The organism is Caldicellulosiruptoraceae bacterium PP1, from assembly GCA_041320695.1.
GTDB lineage: Bacteria > Bacillota > Thermoanaerobacteria > Caldicellulosiruptorales > Caldicellulosiruptoraceae > JBGGOQ01.
The window spans coordinates 178,788-195,528 of sequence record JBGGOQ010000002.1 but is presented as its reverse complement, the minus strand read 5'-3'; the positions used below and the strand labels follow the sequence as shown (position 1 = coordinate 195,528).

Annotated in this window: 18 protein-coding genes and 1 riboswitch; of the genes, 6 read left to right on the top strand and 12 right to left on the bottom strand. The window is 27.8% G+C overall.

Translation table 11 applies throughout. From position 1 onward, the window contains the following. Positions 1 to 8: 8 nt before the first annotated feature. From ACAG39_04505 to ACAG39_04495, 3 genes are all read right to left on the bottom strand, one after another. Positions 9 to 509: a hypothetical protein gene (locus tag ACAG39_04505; GenBank protein MEZ0536501.1), complete on the bottom strand. Its 501-nt coding sequence runs from the start codon at positions 507 to 509 to the stop codon at positions 9 to 11. 43 nt (positions 510 to 552) lie between these two features. Next, a complete protein-coding gene (locus tag ACAG39_04500; protein ID MEZ0536500.1) occupies positions 553 to 1,497 on the bottom strand; it encodes an AEC family transporter in 945 nt (314 codons plus the stop codon). Positions 1,498 to 1,578: 81 nt separating this feature from the next. After that, a complete protein-coding gene (locus tag ACAG39_04495) occupies positions 1,579 to 3,348 on the bottom strand; it encodes a peptidoglycan DD-metalloendopeptidase family protein (GenBank protein MEZ0536499.1) in 1,770 nt (589 codons plus the stop codon). Between the two features lie 247 nt (positions 3,349 to 3,595). Here ACAG39_04495 and ACAG39_04490 point away from each other — a divergent pair, with 247 nt between their 5' ends. Beyond that, positions 3,596 to 4,546, top strand: coding sequence for an AAA family ATPase (locus ACAG39_04490; GenBank protein ID MEZ0536498.1), 951 nt, complete (start codon positions 3,596 to 3,598; stop codon positions 4,544 to 4,546). A gap of 31 nt (positions 4,547 to 4,577) precedes the next feature. Here the strand turns inward: ACAG39_04490 and ACAG39_04485 are convergent, their stop codons facing one another. Next, positions 4,578 to 5,054: a hypothetical protein gene (locus ACAG39_04485; protein ID MEZ0536497.1), complete on the bottom strand. Its 477-nt coding sequence runs from the start codon at positions 5,052 to 5,054 to the stop codon at positions 4,578 to 4,580. Between the two features lie 16 nt (positions 5,055 to 5,070). Next, positions 5,071 to 6,033: a DUF4097 family beta strand repeat-containing protein gene (locus ACAG39_04480; protein ID MEZ0536496.1), complete on the bottom strand. Its 963-nt coding sequence runs from the start codon at positions 6,031 to 6,033 to the stop codon at positions 5,071 to 5,073. A gap of 127 nt (positions 6,034 to 6,160) precedes the next feature. Between ACAG39_04480 and cas6 the strand changes: the two genes are divergently transcribed. The 5 genes from cas6 (at position 6,161) to ACAG39_04455 (ending at position 10,506) form a co-directional block, all read left to right on the top strand. Continuing rightward, positions 6,161 to 6,898, top strand: a complete 738-nt coding sequence (gene cas6 / locus ACAG39_04475; GenBank protein ID MEZ0536495.1) for a CRISPR-associated endoribonuclease Cas6 — start codon at positions 6,161 to 6,163, stop codon at positions 6,896 to 6,898. A 69-nt stretch (positions 6,899 to 6,967) separates the two neighbouring features. Further along, the gene (locus ACAG39_04470; protein MEZ0536494.1) at positions 6,968 to 7,723 is read left to right on the top strand and encodes a hypothetical protein; all 756 of its coding nucleotides are present in this window, start codon (positions 6,968 to 6,970) and stop codon (positions 7,721 to 7,723) included. Between the two features lie 94 nt (positions 7,724 to 7,817). Further along, a complete protein-coding gene (mgrA, locus tag ACAG39_04465; GenBank protein MEZ0536493.1) occupies positions 7,818 to 8,810 on the top strand; it encodes an L-glyceraldehyde 3-phosphate reductase in 993 nt (330 codons plus the stop codon). A gap of 74 nt (positions 8,811 to 8,884) precedes the next feature. Beyond that, positions 8,885 to 9,700 carry a GNAT family N-acetyltransferase gene (locus ACAG39_04460; GenBank protein MEZ0536492.1) on the top strand — a complete coding sequence of 272 codons (816 nt, stop codon included), beginning with the start codon at positions 8,885 to 8,887 and terminating at the stop codon, positions 9,698 to 9,700. A 29-nt stretch (positions 9,701 to 9,729) separates the two neighbouring features. Then, positions 9,730 to 9,850: riboswitch (FMN riboswitch) on the top strand. Positions 9,851 to 9,915: 65 nt separating this feature from the next. Beyond that, positions 9,916 to 10,506, top strand: coding sequence for an ECF transporter S component (locus ACAG39_04455; GenBank protein ID MEZ0536491.1), 591 nt, complete (start codon positions 9,916 to 9,918; stop codon positions 10,504 to 10,506). 28 nt (positions 10,507 to 10,534) lie between these two features. Here ACAG39_04455 and ACAG39_04450 read toward each other — a convergent pair whose 3' ends face one another. The 7 genes from ACAG39_04450 to ACAG39_04420 form a co-directional block, all read right to left on the bottom strand. Beyond that, on the bottom strand, positions 10,535 to 11,500 hold the full coding sequence (locus ACAG39_04450) for a 2-hydroxyacid dehydrogenase (protein MEZ0536490.1): 966 nt from the start codon (positions 11,498 to 11,500) through the stop codon (positions 10,535 to 10,537). 89 nt (positions 11,501 to 11,589) lie between these two features. Next, positions 11,590 to 12,681 carry a Gfo/Idh/MocA family protein gene (locus tag ACAG39_04445; protein MEZ0536489.1) on the bottom strand — a complete coding sequence of 364 codons (1,092 nt, stop codon included), beginning with the start codon at positions 12,679 to 12,681 and terminating at the stop codon, positions 11,590 to 11,592. Beyond that, positions 12,681 to 13,490 (bottom strand): sugar phosphate isomerase/epimerase family protein, encoded by an 810-nt coding sequence (locus ACAG39_04440; GenBank protein ID MEZ0536488.1) that lies wholly within the window; start codon positions 13,488 to 13,490, stop codon positions 12,681 to 12,683. Before ACAG39_04440 ends, ACAG39_04445 begins: the two co-directional genes overlap by 1 nt. A 60-nt stretch (positions 13,491 to 13,550) precedes the next feature. Then, the gene (locus ACAG39_04435; protein ID MEZ0536487.1) at positions 13,551 to 13,712 is read right to left on the bottom strand and encodes a hypothetical protein; all 162 of its coding nucleotides are present in this window, start codon (positions 13,710 to 13,712) and stop codon (positions 13,551 to 13,553) included. A 16-nt stretch (positions 13,713 to 13,728) separates the two neighbouring features. After that, positions 13,729 to 14,979, bottom strand: coding sequence for a glucuronate isomerase (locus tag ACAG39_04430; protein MEZ0536486.1), 1,251 nt, complete (start codon positions 14,977 to 14,979; stop codon positions 13,729 to 13,731). Positions 14,980 to 14,992: 13 nt separating this feature from the next. Then, the gene (locus tag ACAG39_04425; GenBank protein ID MEZ0536485.1) at positions 14,993 to 15,754 is read right to left on the bottom strand and encodes a sugar phosphate isomerase/epimerase family protein; all 762 of its coding nucleotides are present in this window, start codon (positions 15,752 to 15,754) and stop codon (positions 14,993 to 14,995) included. A gap of 264 nt (positions 15,755 to 16,018) precedes the next feature. Next, positions 16,019 to 16,354: a PH domain-containing protein gene (locus tag ACAG39_04420; protein ID MEZ0536484.1), complete on the bottom strand. Its 336-nt coding sequence runs from the start codon at positions 16,352 to 16,354 to the stop codon at positions 16,019 to 16,021. Between the last annotated feature and the right edge of the window lie 387 nt (positions 16,355 to 16,741).

The following is a 16,741-nucleotide window of genomic DNA, read 5'->3' as shown; positions in this document are numbered from 1 at the left end:
TCCTGTCATTATGTTTTTTTAAAGTTAACAATACTTCTTAATATCATTATTACCCCAACTAAAATAATAATAATCGGAAATATTGATTTTATAAGCATTTCACTATTTATATCAATTAAATTATTAATCACTAAAAACGTTGCTATAGCAAAAAACAAAATAGCAATATAAAACAACCAATTTTTTGATAGTTTTTTATTTTTTTGACTGATTGATGAAGATACAAAACTGCTAATCAAAAAAGAAACACCTAACAGAAATAAAAACAAAGAATTATTATAATTGATATTAATATAATCTAAGGTTATTTGCCTTATACCATATGAGATTATAATGTTTCCAACAAGAAGTAAAAACCAAAATCTTTTATTAAACAGTCCAAAAATAGCTATAAATATTAACCCAAACAAAAGTGTTGTATATTTTTTTGATAAAAAATCAAAATTAATTCCCAATAGAATAAAACCTAAAATAATCAATGTAACTGATGTTAATATTCTATTTTTCATTTCAAACTCCTCCAAACCTTTATATTATAATTTTATATTGTTTTTAAAATAAAATTTCAGACAATAATCTATAAATGGGAATTATAATCATACTTAAAATTGTTGTAATTGTTATAATTGATGTAGCAAATTGATAGTCTGCACCATACTTTTTTGATACAATTGCAGTTTGAACCATTGCAGGCATTACAGACATTACAAAAAAGACTTTTTTCATATCAATTGGAAGATAAATGAGTTTTAACAATAAAAATGTAATTAACGGAGTTATCAAGAATCTCCCTAATAAAACTAATAAATTATCCTTATTTAATTTAAAATTCTTTATACCCATAGAATTTATTACAATACCAATAAAAAACATCGAAAGAGGAGTGGTCATATCACCTAAATAATTTAAACATCTTGAAATAAAATCTGGTAATCTTATATCAAGCATAACTAATACAATCCCAATGATAAAAGAATATAGTGGAGGTGTTAAAATCCTTTTTAATATATTATTACTGTAATTTTGATTTTCTTCAATTGAATTTATAATTCTATTTACTCCAATGGTCCAAAATATTGTAGTATTTGCCAGATAATATAATAAAACATATGTTACTGCTTTGTCTCCAAATAATGCTTTACAGACAGGTAAACCAACAAATATTGTATTTGATAGGCTGAATATAGTAACAAAAACACCTCTTTTTTTATTATCTATATTAGCTGCTTTTGTAAATAATATTCCAATTAATAAAGAAATAATCATTGCACAAGCAGGTACTATTAGTCCTTTTGATAGATTTAATATTTCTTTTTTGGTAAAGGTTTTTGAAATATTTACAACCATATATGCAGGAAAGGATACATTATTTACAAGAAAAGATAATAAATCAAGATGCTCTTCTTTAAAAACATTCATCTTTGCAAGAATAATTCCTACAACAACAATAACCGCTATAACAAATATTCCTTCAAAAGCATTTAATAATATTAACATATGCCCTCCCTTTTATAATTTGTGTTATAATTTCGATTATAAAAGAAAAAAGCTCTCATTTCAATTTGAGAGCTTTTATTCTCATTGTAAATATCTTAATGGATTTTGTGGAACTCCATTCTTTCTAACTTCAAAATGTAGATGAGGGCCTGTACTTCTCCCTGTTGAGCCAGACTTTCCTATAATTTGCCCTTTTACAACCTTTTGACCTGGAGTAACGTATATGCTGCTTAAATGTCCATAGTATGTTTGATATCCATTCTTATGATTTATTATAATAAGCTTCCCATATCCACCTGACCAACCTGTAAATTCTATTACACCACCATCAGAAGCATACACACTTGTCCCCCATGGAACTGCAAGGTCAATGCCCTCATGAAACTCTCTGCCTCTATAGCCAAACCTTGAAGATAAGGTTCCCCATAGTGGATATGAAAAACGTCCTGTAGCCATATAAAGAGGTGGTTTTTTTGTACCAACATATAACACTCTTTCAACAGGTTTTTGTATAATTTCTTGTTTTAAAATCTTTCTATCATATTCGAGTCCGTTAAGTAGTACAATTTTTGCCTCTATCTTTGCCTTTCCATCTTTGCCTTCTTGTTTTACAACACTTTGAGTAGTATACATAGAACTTGTCTTTACCACCTTTACAGGCTTAGGTAGTGTATCTTCATAGTTTATTGTCTTTTCATATACAACATTTATCATCGGGCTTGCTTTTGTTAGCTTTATTTTTTGCCCTGGTTTAATATTTTCTGAAAGTCCAGGATTAGAGGCAAATATATCATCAACCGAGACATCATATTTTCTTGATAAATCCCATAGGGTATCCCCTTCTTTTATTTCATATTCCAATATTTTGTCCTTGCCAAAGCGTATCTTTTCTAAAGCTGTTTTCTCATCAGTAATTTTCACATCTGGTGATATAAAGGCTTCTTTTATTTCTACATTTTCTAAAAAGGTAGCTTTATCAGCATTGTTCTTATAATAAAGCTTTTTTAAATCCACCAAAATCTTCTTAGGTGTATCAATATTATCAAATGCAAAATATGCTTTGTTGTTAATTGTTATAACAAATCTTTTTATAAGTGGTTTACCATTTTCAAGTATTTTATTTTTTATTTGCTCTTTGTCTGAAATAGAATAATCTCCTGTTACCTCTTTAAATTGTATTGTATTTGCAAATTTATAGCTATCAACACCATATTTTCTATAGATATCCTGATAAATCTCGTAAAGTATATTTTTAGCTTCCTTTTGATTTTCAATAACTCCTATAGTTTTTCCACCAACTGCTATGGCAACTGGACTGTTTAGATGAATATCAGGATATATATTGGAAGAAACTTTCGAAATAATTAATAAGGTTGTTAATAATAAAACTAATGTTGAAAATATCTTTATCTTTAAAATCTTTTCTCTTTCATTTTCGCAGAACTCTTTTATACCTACAAAATACCTATATGTATTTTCAAATATTAATTGAAAACTTTTTTTAGTCTTGGGTGGTAATGCTTTTTTAGTATTTATATTTGAATTTATTTTTTGCATTTCTTTTATTACATTTAATGCATCCTTCTTTTTAGAAAGATTTTTATTTTTTTTGGTATCATTTATGTTGAATAATTCTTTTACAATCTTATCTGATGGTTTTTTTATAATATCCTTACTATTTTTATCGTGAATAATTTTTCTGTTTTCATCAATTTTATCAATTGAAAGTTCTCTTTTTTCTTTAACACTAACATTAGTGGTATTACTTTTATTTGGTATAAATTTTGCACTTTGTTCATTCTTTATTGTGGCTGTCTTAGTTGAACTTGAAGATTTTGTTTTATTCGCCAAACTCTCACCCCCAAAAAACAAAAAGGGTAATATAATTACCCTATGTTAATATTTTATTACAATAATATTTCAAATATGTTACAATCCTATTGTAAAAAATTATTAAATAAAAGTCAAATGAAAATAATGTTATTGATATGTATAATTTGTATAAATGTTTGTTATTTGAGCTTAATATTGGTACTATTGTGTTATAATTATAATATATGATTTTAATAATTATATTAATAAGAAAGGTGTTAATTATATGAACTCAATTTATCAAAAAGCCTTAGAGCTTGTTGAAAATATCTCAAAAGTAATTGTTGGTAAAAATAGTGAAATTGAATTAATTATTGCTGCTTTTTTTGCTGGTGGTCATGTCTTAATAGAGGATGTTCCTGGAACTGGAAAAACAATGCTTGCAAAAGCTTTAGCAAAATCAATTGATGTTCAATTCAAAAGAATACAGTTTACTCCTGATTTATTGCCTTCTGATTTAACAGGTATTAACTATTATAACATGAAAAAACAAGAGTTTGAATTCAAACCTGGCCCAATATTTTCAAATATAATTCTTGCAGATGAAATAAATAGAGCAACTCCAAGAACTCAATCAAGCCTTCTTGAATGTATGGAAGAAAATCAAGTTACAATTGATGGTGTATCTCATGAACTTAATCAACCATTTTTTGTTATTGCGACACAAAATCCAATTGAAATACAAGGAACATATCCTTTACCAGAAGCTCAACTTGATAGATTTTTAATAAAATTATCCCTTGGCTATACTGATAAAAATCAAACAATTGAAATGTTAAGAAAATTCAAAGTTGAAAATCCTCTTGATAAAATAAACAAGGTATTAGAAAGGTCTGAAATACAAAAAATAAGAAACCAAGTTAGAAATATTTATGTCAATGATGATATCCTTAATTATTTATATGAAATATGTGAACAAACTCGAAAACATGAAATGATAGAACTTCCGTTAAGCAATCGATCTATTATTTCATTTATGAGGATATGTCAAAGCTATGCTGCAATTAAAGGATATGATTATGTCATGCCTGATTTTATTAAATACTTAGCTCCATACGTTATATCTCATAGAATAATTTTAAAAGGTCAGTATGTTGTAAAAAGTACAAAAACATACGATGTCATACAAGATATTTTATCAAAGGTTCCAGTTCCAACTGAGAATTTTGCATTTTAAAAGAGGGTTTTTACCCTCTTTTATGTATTTTTTACTCTTCCTTATTTATTATCAAATAAATGCCTCCAATTATTAATATAAGTGGAAATAAAGCTTTTTTAATGATACTCTCAAAAATTTCTCTATATTGTTCAAAAAATGAAAGGCTAAGAATAGAATCAATTAAAAGTAGTGATCCTACGATAACTAAAAGGATACCAATATTTTTTGTTGTTGGCTCTAATATTTTTAATTTAATAAAGGGCAAATCATCAATATTTATTCCTAATATTAATAACTTATTGAATCTAATAGCTTCTAATGTGAAAATAACAATTGTAGCTAAAATTCCAAGCTTTATTAAACTATCAAAAACAAAGGTGTATGAAGCAGAATTCAAAAAATGCAATAAAAAATACAAAAGAATTATTTGAGTACCTCTTCTTTTAAGCCCTAAATATAAATGGCCAGCTCCTGGACAAATAATTGATAATATAATTGTAATAGGCATGCTTGGTTTATCGTACATTAAATTCACCACCTTATCATTTATCTTTTATTGAAATGCTGCCCATATCTGTTGACAAATTAATTTCTAACAGTCCATTACCGAAGACTTTTTCGATAGTTTTCCCTTTGAAATATCCTGAACTCTTTGAGAGTTTCACACTTCCCAAATTTGTTTTAGCAATAATTCGTGAATTATCTACATCTCCATACAAATCTATACTACCCATATTGGTATGAGCTTTTAAAACATTCTGTATGGAACAATTGTTAATATTTATTGCACCCATGTCAGTAGATATATCTATTTTATTACCTTTCGTGTCAATAACTTTAACTTGCCCTAAATTGGTTACTAAGTTAATATTATTTGAAATAATACCTTTAATCTCAATTGAACCTAAATTAGTTTTTACATCTATATCATCCAACTTATAGTTTTGTGGTAGATATATAATCAATTTTGAATTTTTTTGAATTTCTTTTGGTATATTCTTAAACTGACTTATATTTAGTGTTTTATCTTCAACTGAAACTTTAAAATATTTGTCATTTGAAATGTTACTTGATTTACTAATTAATATTGTATCATTTGATGTTCTTGATATAATTATTGATGAAGAATCTACATTAACAGAAATTGATTTAATATCTTCGGTTATAGCTACAGGTTTTGAAGGGGTATATTCTTGATTCCATTCAATATTACTATTGTTTGGCCAAAACCAATTCTTTAAATCTGATATAAAAGAATTTGAAAAATAATATAAATAAGATAAAAAAACAAATAAAAATGCTACTATTATAGCTGGTAAATTAAAGCGTAAATTAGTAAAATTATCAGCTTTAGAAATAATAATCTCAATCCCAAGAAAAATAATTAATATAGGCCATATTTTGTATGCTTGAAAAGGTAAATTTAAAAAAATATCTAAGAATAAAATAACACCAAGTATTAATAAAAATAAACCACTTGAAATAGTTCCAACTTTTTTAGCCAAATATTATTTCACCTCCAACCATATTATATTCTTAGTTTATATAACTTTTTACAAGATTGCAATTAAGTTTTTTTTGCTTTATAATGAATATTATTTAATATTCTTGAAAATAAAGGTGACATACATTATGAGGTTAAAAATAAACTTAACTATACCTAATAATCAACTTTCTCTTCCTATACACTATAATCATATCTTACATGCCACAATACTTAACTGGATTAATGATGAAGTATATAGTAGATACATACATGACATAGGATGGAGTTATCAAAACAGGCATTATAAAATGTATACTTTTTCAAGATTATATGGTAAATTTACTATTGATACAGAAAAAAAGGTCATTTTCTATTATAATAATGTGTATCTTACTCTTTGTTCTATAGATGATAGATTTTTGGAATATGTATTAAATAATATTATTTCTAAAGATTCTGTTATAATCAATGCTCAGAAGCTTGAGGTTAAAGAAGTAAGCATTGAAAAAATCGATATAAGAAGTAAAATGGTTATAGAGTCTTTATCACCTATTGTTGCTTATAAAACACTAAATATTGCATCTTCAAAAAAGACATATTACTTTAATCCATTTGAAGAAGAATTTGAAAAAAGTATTAAAGAAAATCTTATAAGAAAATATATTGCGTTATCTGGAAATAATAATTACAATGGCTCATTTAGTATAAGCCCTTTAGATAATTATAAATTAAAAGAAAACATAGTAAAATACAAAGAGACTGTAATTAAAGGTTGGTCTGGAAAATTTGAAATTAGTGGAGATGAAAGCCTTGTAAAATTAGCTTTTGATACTGGACTTGGAAGTAAAAACTCTCAAGGCTTTGGATGTATAAGACCAGTTTAATAAATGTTGACTTTATAACTGATTTCTGTAAGAATACTAAAAGATACAAATATTCAGAGGAGGTTTTTCATGACTAATGGATTAACAATAGGAGATGTTTTTAGAACTGCTTTTCAAGCATTAAAGATGAATTTCACAATATATTTTGCAATCTATCTAATTATGATTTTTTTTATGTTTATATTTGCCGCTCTTCCAATGATTTTAGCATTCTTCTTATTTCCACCTATAAAAAATTTCTTTATATCAGGTAGCACTACTACATCTAATATATTAGTAATTGTATTTCTGTTTCTATATTATGTTTACGTTATGATTATAACTTCGTATATAAGCATACCAGCATATAAATTTATCATTAATTCATTTGAAGCAAAGATGAGTATTAAGTTTTATTTTGATACATTAAAAGAAATTGATATTAAGAGAGTATTTAGATTTATACTTCTTTTAATTCTATTTATTTTAATCATTTTAGTTGGTATGTTTCTCTTTGTTATACCAGGTATATATTTTGCATTAATATTTGGTTTTTCAATATATATTGCTGCTGACTACAATACTTCACCAATTGAGTCTTTGAGAAAAAGTGCTGAATTAACAAGAGGATATCGAGGTTCTATATTTGCATATAATTTAATACTTTTTATAATCTTTCTTCCAATATCTTTAATATCAATGAATAATGAAATTATAAGTTCAATTATCACTATTGTTGTAAGTTTTCTTTTTATCCCTTTTCAATTTGCCTTTTATTATAAACTTAAAAAACATAAATGGGAAAATAATATAGAAAAAGGCCCACAAGATGGTATAGTAGTGTAATATAGTTTTATATTTTTGCTATATTGCATTATTAGAAAATTAGTTATACAATATTTTAAAATCCTTTATTTCCAATATGAAAGGAATGATTTATATGAGTTTTACCCCATCTGACAACCGTTATAATAATATGGTTTATCGTAGATGCGGAAAAAGTGGACTTAAATTGCCATTAATATCACTTGGATTTTGGCATAACTTTGGATATGTTGATAATTATGAGAATATGAGAACAATGGTAAGACGTGCCTTTGATCTTGGAATTACACATTTTGATTTGGCAAACAATTATGGGCCACCACCAGGATCAGCAGAAGAAAACTTTGGAAAGATATTTAAACAGGATTTAAAATCATATAGAGATGAAATAGTAATTTCTACAAAAGCTGGCTATTATATGTGGCCAGGGCCATATGGTGATTGGGGTTCTAAAAAATACTTAATTGCGAGTTTAGATCAAAGCCTTAAAAGAATGGGGCTTGATTATGTGGATATTTTTTATCATCATAGACCCGATCCAGAAACCCCAATTGAAGAAACTATGGAAGCATTAGCACAAGCAGTACATCAAGGTAAAGCTCTTTATGTTGGAATCTCTAATTATAATCCAGAACAAACAAAAAGGGCTTATGAAACATTAAAAAGTATGGGAGTAAGATGCCTAATTCATCAGCCTTCTTATTCAATGTTCAATAGATGGGTAGAAGATGGTCTTTTAGACACATTAGATGAACTTGGAATGGGAGCTATTGTATTTTCTCCATTAGCTCAAGGTTTACTTACAACCAAGTACTTAAATGGTATTCCAGAAGATTCAAGAGCTGCAAAGCCAACTGGATATCTTAAAGTAAATGATGTAACACCAGAAAAAATTGAAAAGGTCAAGAAATTATCACAAATTGCACAAAACAGAGGGCAAAGTATATCACAACTTGCATTGTCTTGGGTATTAAGAAGAGAAACTGTTACGTCTGCTATTATTGGAGCAAGCAGAGTATCTCAAATTGAAGAAAATCTTAAGGCAATTGAAAATATAACCTTTACAAACGAAGAACTAATTGAAATTGAAAATATTCTAAAAGCTTAACTACTCTAAAACTAAATATTTGGTTTCATTTATCCCCCAACATTCTGGGGGATTTTTTGTAAGGAGGATTTTTAATGATTCGATTATTAAATAATAGTGATACAGGGTTAGTTCTTGATTATTGCCACAAATATGAAATTGAAACAGTATTTTTGATTGGCAATATTAATTTATATGGCATAAATAATAATAAAAATATAAAAAGATGTGGAGATTATTTTGGTTATTTTGAAAATGAAGAACTTAAGGGAATTATAGCCTTTTATAATTTAGGCAGTGTTATCCCTCATTTTACAAGCCAAGGTGCTATTTCATATTTTGTTGAATTATTAAATGATAGAAATTTTCAAACACTCTTAGGTGTAAAAAGGATTGTAAATCCACTTTTGGAGCAGATAAATAGGAAGATCGATAAATTTAATGATAGCTTTTATCTTATAAATAAAAATCCAGTGGAGTTTTATAATAAAGATTTGTTATTTAAAAACCAAAAAGAAATTGACATCAAAAAGGCTATATCATTTATAATTGAAGCTGAAAAGTTTGGATTTGAAAGCGATGTTACAGAGGAATATGCAATAAATAAAATAAATGAATGCAATGGAGATGAAGAGCTTCTTTTTGGACTTGTCAATAATGAGATTGTATCTCAAGCATTTATTCAATCTACAACTGAAAATATTGCAATGATAGGTGGAGTTTATACATCTTTATACCATAGAGGTAAAGGTTATGCTAAAGCAACTGTATATGAACTTTGCAAAAGAATTATTTCTAAAGGTAAAATTCCAGTTTTATCAGTAAGAAAGAATAATACTCCCGCATACAAGGCATATTTATCAATAGGCTTTGAATATTATGATGATTATTTGCTTATTGATTTTAAATAATTTATATTGTATAATTATTTAAAAGTGAAAAGAACCTTCGGGGCGGGGTGCAATTCCCCACTGGCGGTTATAGTCCGCGAGCAAGTATTCTTGCATGATCGGGTGAGATTCCCGAACCAACGGTCACAGTCCGGATGGGAGAAGGTAAATATATATTGGGATATTAGCCTCGAAGGATTCTTCGAGGCTTTAATTTTTTATTTAGGAGGTATAAGATGATGAATAAAAAACTTAGAAAAATGATTACTGTTTCAATCTTTGGTGTAGTATCTTTTATAATAATGCAAATTGAATTCCCTCTTGGTATCTTCCCTGATTTTCTAAAATTTGACTTTAGTGATGTAGTAGCACTAATTATTGGTTTTTCATTTGGGCCTATATCTGGAGTTGGAGTTGAACTCATTAAAAATTTATTACATTTGCTTATGACAAAAACAGCTGGTATTGGTGAAATGGCTAATTTCCTTATAGGCTCTGTTTTTGTCTATACTGCAGCCTTTATATATGTAAAAAATAAATCAAAATATGGGGCTTTTATTTCGTTGATTATAGGTACATTGGTCTTTAGTCTTTTTGCTGGATTATTAAATTACTACGTTTTACTACCCTTGTACGAAAAAGCTCTAAAGTTCCCTATCTCTGCAATTGTAGGTATTGCTTCAAAGGTTAATTCGTTGGTAAAAGATAAGTGGACTTTAATACTATTTTCTATAATCCCATTTAACATCTTCAAAGGCATTTTTGCTTCAATTGTAACAATTTTATTATATAAAAGACTTTCACCAATTATAAAAAAATATTCATAAAAAAAGAGCAGTCATTTCACTGCTCTTTCTATTTTAAAACATCTTTATTTAAAAGTGTTCTTGGAATCTTTCCTTCTATAAAATCAACAATGTTGCTTGCTGCTAATAGTGCCATATCTGTTCTCGATTCTTCAGTTGCTGAACCAATGTGAGGAAGCATTACAACATTATCCAATGTTGCAAGTTCCTTTTCATATTCAGGTTCTTTTTCATATACATCAAGCCCTGCTGCAAAAATTCTTCTTTCTTTTAAGGCCTTAACAAGTGCTTTTTCATCAACAACAGGGCCACGTGCTGTATTAATTAATATGGCAGTTGTTTTCATCATACTTAATTCCCTTTCACCGATTAAGTGCCTAGTTTTCTCATTTAGTGGGACATGTAATGATATAAAATCTGACTCTTTTAATAATGTTTCAAGATTTACAAATTGTGCATTTAATTCCTTTTCAAATTCTTCTTTTCTTGTTGTATTGTAATACAGTATCTTCATATTAAATCCCTTTGACATTCTTGCAAAAGCTTGGCCTATCCTTCCTGCCCCAATTACACCTAATGTTTTCCCGGTGATACCCTTGCCTAAGAATAAATTTGGCCCCCAATTTTTAGACTGTGCACGAGTAAACCTATCAGCTTCAACAATTCTTCTTGCTGCTGCAAATAATAATGCCCATGCAAGTTCTGCAGTAGCATTTGTTAAAACATCAGGTGTATTTGTTATATATACCCCACGTTTAGTAGCCTCTGCTAAATCAACATTATCATAACCAACACCAAAATTTGCAACAATCTTTACATTAGGAGCATTATCAAAAAACTCTTTATCAACCTTATCAACAATTTGTGCTAAAACAGCATCTTTGTCTTTTATTGCTTCTAAAAGTTCAGTTCTCGTCATAGGCCTATCATATGGATTTATTTCAACATTGCAGTATTTATTTAACAAATCAATAGCTGGTTGCATTATTTTTCTTGTAACTAATACCTTAAACATTTATTTACCTCCTCATATTGTTTGAGGATACACCACAAAATGAACAATACCTACTATAAAATATTTATTTATAGGCTCATACATTTTATTTAAAAGCCTTTCCCTTTTAACTTCTTAAGTTCCTCTATTATTTCTACACTGCTTGCAAGAGGAAGCTTTATAGGCTTATTAGTAACTGCAGAATAATAGATAGCTAATATTATCTCTAATGCGTTTCTTCCTTCTCTTGGAGTTACCAATGGTGAGGTTTTATTCTTTACTGCATTTACAAAATCTATGTATTCTCTTAAATGGCCTTCTGGTTTTATAGCAGCATCACCTAATGCAGCATTTGATTGAGTTTTATTGCCTATCTCATTATCTATATTACTATCTTTGAAATATAACTTTTCAATTTGATTGTTCAAAACAATAACCGAAGCATTTTGACCAAAAATCTCTAATTTTGTTTCAATACCTGGATAAGCACTTGTTGTTCCAATTATTTCGCCTATCGCTCCATTTTTGAATTTAACTGATGCAACAGCACTATCTTCAACCTCAATTCTTTCATGTGCTCCTGTCTTGCAAAAAGCAAATATCTCATCAACAGGGCCTACTAAATACTGCATTAAATCAATATAATGTATTGATTGGTTCATCAAAGCTCCACCGCCATCTAAAGCCCATGTTCCTCTCCAATCACCACTATCATAATATTCTTGGCTTCTATACCATTTTGTATAGCTTGTTGCTAATTGAATCTTCCCAAATTTACCTTCATCTATTAATTTTTTAATTGTTATTGTAGAATCATTAAATCTGTGCTGAAAAATTACTTCTATTACAACATCGTTTTCTTCTTGAGCTCTTACTATCTTATCAGCTTGCTCTAATGTGATATCCATCGGTTTTTCAACAATTACGTGTTTGCCATGTTCAGCTGCCAGTTCTGCCATATCGGCATGCATACCACTTGGTGTACATACACTTATAGCATCTATTTCATCATCTTTTAACATCTCATTATAATCTAAATAGTATTTTACATTATATTTCTCAGCAAGTTTTTTTGCTCTTTCTTCTATAACATCACATACAGCAACAAGTTCTAAATCATCTTTCAATTCACTAATTGCTTTTGCATGAGTATCCGAAATAACACCACACCCTACAATACCAAATTTAATCTTACCCATCATTATTCTCCTTCCTTAATTATATTTAAAAGAGCACTTAATGCCTTTTTAAAATTCTCGGGCCCACCACCCGGAAGGTTATTATTAAGATGAGGCTCTATTGAAAGAAAGCCATTAAAGTTCATTTTTTTAAGCTCATCAATTATGTTCTTTACTCTACCATCTCCATAACCTGCCGGAACAACAGAACCATCTTTAAATAAAGCATCTTTTATATGCATATATTCAATAAAATCTTTTAGCAAACTAAATGCATGAGGGAATGTCTCAACATTGCACTGAACAAAATTTGCAGGATCAAATATAGCTCTCAAGTTTTTTGAATTTATACTTTTTAAAATATTAAGACATCTTTCTGGGGTATTTCCGTAAATCCCTTTTTCATTTTCATGTAGTATTATAACATCTTCTGATTTAGCATAATCAGTAAATTTTGATAATCTTTCTATGACAATGTCTTTATATGTATCCTCATCCCCTTCTGGAACATAGAAAGAAAATAATCTTATATACTTTGTATTTAGAATATGTGCTTTCTCTACTATATTTTTGTAAAGATCAAAATGTTGGTTAAAATCATCTTCTATTGGAATCTTACCAATAGGTGAACTTACACAAGATACCTTTATATTTTTGTCTGATATTCTTTTTGCCATTTCTTGCATTTCAGTTAATGTTATATTAGCAACCCCTTTGCCATCTGCTCCTCTAAACTCAATATATTCAACATTATTTTCTATAAGAATTCTTAATTGTGTATCTAAATCATTTGCTATCTCATCACCAAAAGCAGAAATAAAAAATCTATACATAGCTACACCTCATACTCTAACAAAATTTATACTAAGTTTAATAAATTCATCAATTTTGTCTTAAATAAAGTCTCCACTTGTAATTATCTCATCTGAAATATTTATTTCACCAAATGAAACTAAAACATCTTTTAAAAACTTACTACTGTCTGCAACAATACAAACCTTTTTAGCTGATTTAATTATTACCTTTATCTTCACACGTCTATTTGCTGCAAACAACAAATTCACCAAGCATTTATAGTTTTAATTCAAGAAAATTAGTAAAGTTATCACTGAACAATTTGTTTATATCCCTTCTTATATCTTCTTCTGTTATCTCCCAGCCTGTATCATAGAGATCAGAATATCTATTGTATAAAACATTGGCTATTATTTTCTTTGAATGCTCCCATTTATATATTAATTGGTCTAAAACCCTTGCATCAGAATGTTGAGGTATAACACTTGTTCCCAACATTTCAAGTCTCATGCTTGTCATTTCTTGGATTGTTGTTGGATTATTCAAAAACCACCAACACCCAAATATCAAAAGGTTTCTAAATTTTCTGGCTGTAACATTTAATTCATATTGATTTTCTCTTGAAAGCATTGTTACCATAAATTTATTTTTTGGGTATTTGCTGCAGAGGTATTCAATACTATTAATACATGCTTTGCCTACACTATCACCAGCTAATCTCAATTCAGGATTCACTGATCTTTTAACGCCTATCATCATTGCAAATGGGATATTAAGCTCAGAACATACTGGTATAATACATTCTTCAATTATTCTAGATCTATTTGTATTTTCAGGCATATTGAATGTATCAGGAAGTGATGCAGCCATATAAAGAGCATCCATTCTCTTTACCCAATCTAATAGAAATTTCTTTATTTCACTTATAGTTCTTTCTGTTAATTCAGCTTCTACATTATAACCCCATTGTTGTAATATTATGTATATATTTTCCCAGTTATTAAGAAGTGAATCAAGCCTTAAAGCAGCCTTAAACCTTTTATCATGTTCAGGATTTTTTTGCCAAATTAGTCTTTCTATATTATCAAATGGGTCATTTGTCATAACTAATTGCTTTACATTTGAAATTTCTAAAACTATATCTACATATTCATTTACAGTTAATTTACTAAAGAAATTTCTATAATATTGTAAATCTTTATTTTTTGTATCAAGTCCAAGTTTTTTAAGTGTAGTAAGCACACCAACACAAGCTTCGCTATATGGAGAGTTTTTTATAAATAATGTATCCCATACAATCTCAGCTTGTTTACTTTTTGATAGATTCCAAAACTCATTATATGGCATATTAATATGCCTAAATGTTTCTGCAATAAGATAATGATAAGTTAATAGTTCATCAATTCCCCATAATAATAAGCCTTTAAAACTTGGTGCATAAAGATGTGTATGAATATCAATAATTTCGGTATTATTGATTGTTTTGTAGACAATATCCTTTAGTGAATTTCTGTCTGTTATTATCATAGTATCTTCCTTTCTATATATTTAATGCTTTTAAGTAGTTTAAACTTATTTTTAAGCTTTCAAATGGATCAACAAAATCATCATCTTGTTCAATTATGTACCATTCAATATTAGCTTGTTTACAAATAGAAAGAATTTCTTCCCAATTTAAATTCCCATTCCCAATCTCACTCATAACTTGTTTGCCATTTTTTATTGCCATATCTTTTAAGTGAATTATATCCATTCTATCAATTAGTTTTTTAAGCCACATAGAAACACTTGCTCCACCATGTTGTATCCAGAAGGTGTCAATTTCAGCTTTTACAAATTGTGGATCCGTGTTATCATAAATAATTTCAAGCCCTGTTATACCATCAAATTTTTCTAATTCAAAGCTGTGATTGTGATATGATAATGTAATAGAGTTTTCAGAAAGAATTTTACCTAACTTATTCAGTTCTTCAGCAAATTTGAGATAGTCTTCCTTATTTTTATATTCATTTGGCATTGAAGGGACTGCTATATGCTTGCATTCTAATATATGATGTTCATTAATAACATCATTAATATTATTTTTAAGCACATCAAATGAAATATGTGTTGCACAAACTTCTAAAGCGAATTCATCAAGAAAGTTTTTTAATTTTTTTGGCTCAACCTTTGCAATACCAGAGATTTGAACTGCATTAAAACCAATCTCTTTTATTTTTTTCAATGTTTCATATACCTCATTTTCTGTTCTTGCAAAATTTCGAACTGTATAGAGTTGAGCTGCAATTTTAGATGTGTCCATCAAAAGCCCTCCTTTTTTTAAAGTGAGATACCGAAAAAAATCAAATAGTTCAGTATTTTCAAGGAAATCTTATTATAATTTATTTCCTAAGTCAATGAATTATTTATATAATATATCTATTATTTTTTATTCAATTTAAATAAAAAGATTCTATAATTAAATGTAAACATATTAATCTTTTCAAATAAATAATAAATAAACCCAATCCAAAATATAGAGGCTAAAATAGTGGTTATAAAAGCTGCAATGTAAATAGAAGGCATTTTATTTTTCCTCCTGAAAGCTTGCAGCTTTTTTAAGCAAGAATTCTTTAAATTCTTCTATGTTTTTAGGAGTTATACCAACTTTTTCTTCATTTTTAAGGTAAATAAGTAATATTTTTTTATTAACTCTTGTTGCACACATATAAACAAGACCTTTGTCAAAAGTATATACTCTACCCAAAGCATATCCAGGAAATTTTATAGGGCTATATGAATCTGCTAATAAATTTGCTTTTATATTCTCAATTGCAACTTTTTCTATCTGACTAAACATTATAATTTTTTTATACCAACCACATTTTAATATTACTCTATCATTTAAAACAACGTATTTCATAGAAAAAAATATTATTATAATAACAAAAGAATAAAGAGTAATTACTGTTAAAAAGCCTATCATTATCCTAATATAATATCTAAGCACAATGCTCTTAGGAGGACCTACATTACTAAAAGTCAATATCATTAATAATAAGCTAATTAAAAATGTTATTTAATAAATTGCAGGTGCTAACCATCCCAAAGATTTATCTGGTTTTATAATATTAGAATCTTGAATCATTTTTCCCACTCCGTTTTATTTTATTTTTTTACTTTTTATACCATGTCATGTTTGTTTTATTCTTAATTATATTCTTAAAAATGAAAAACCGGCATTCTCTTTTTATTTTTCTATAAATAAATATATTTCATAAATAAACATATTTAGATTATTTTTTAACAT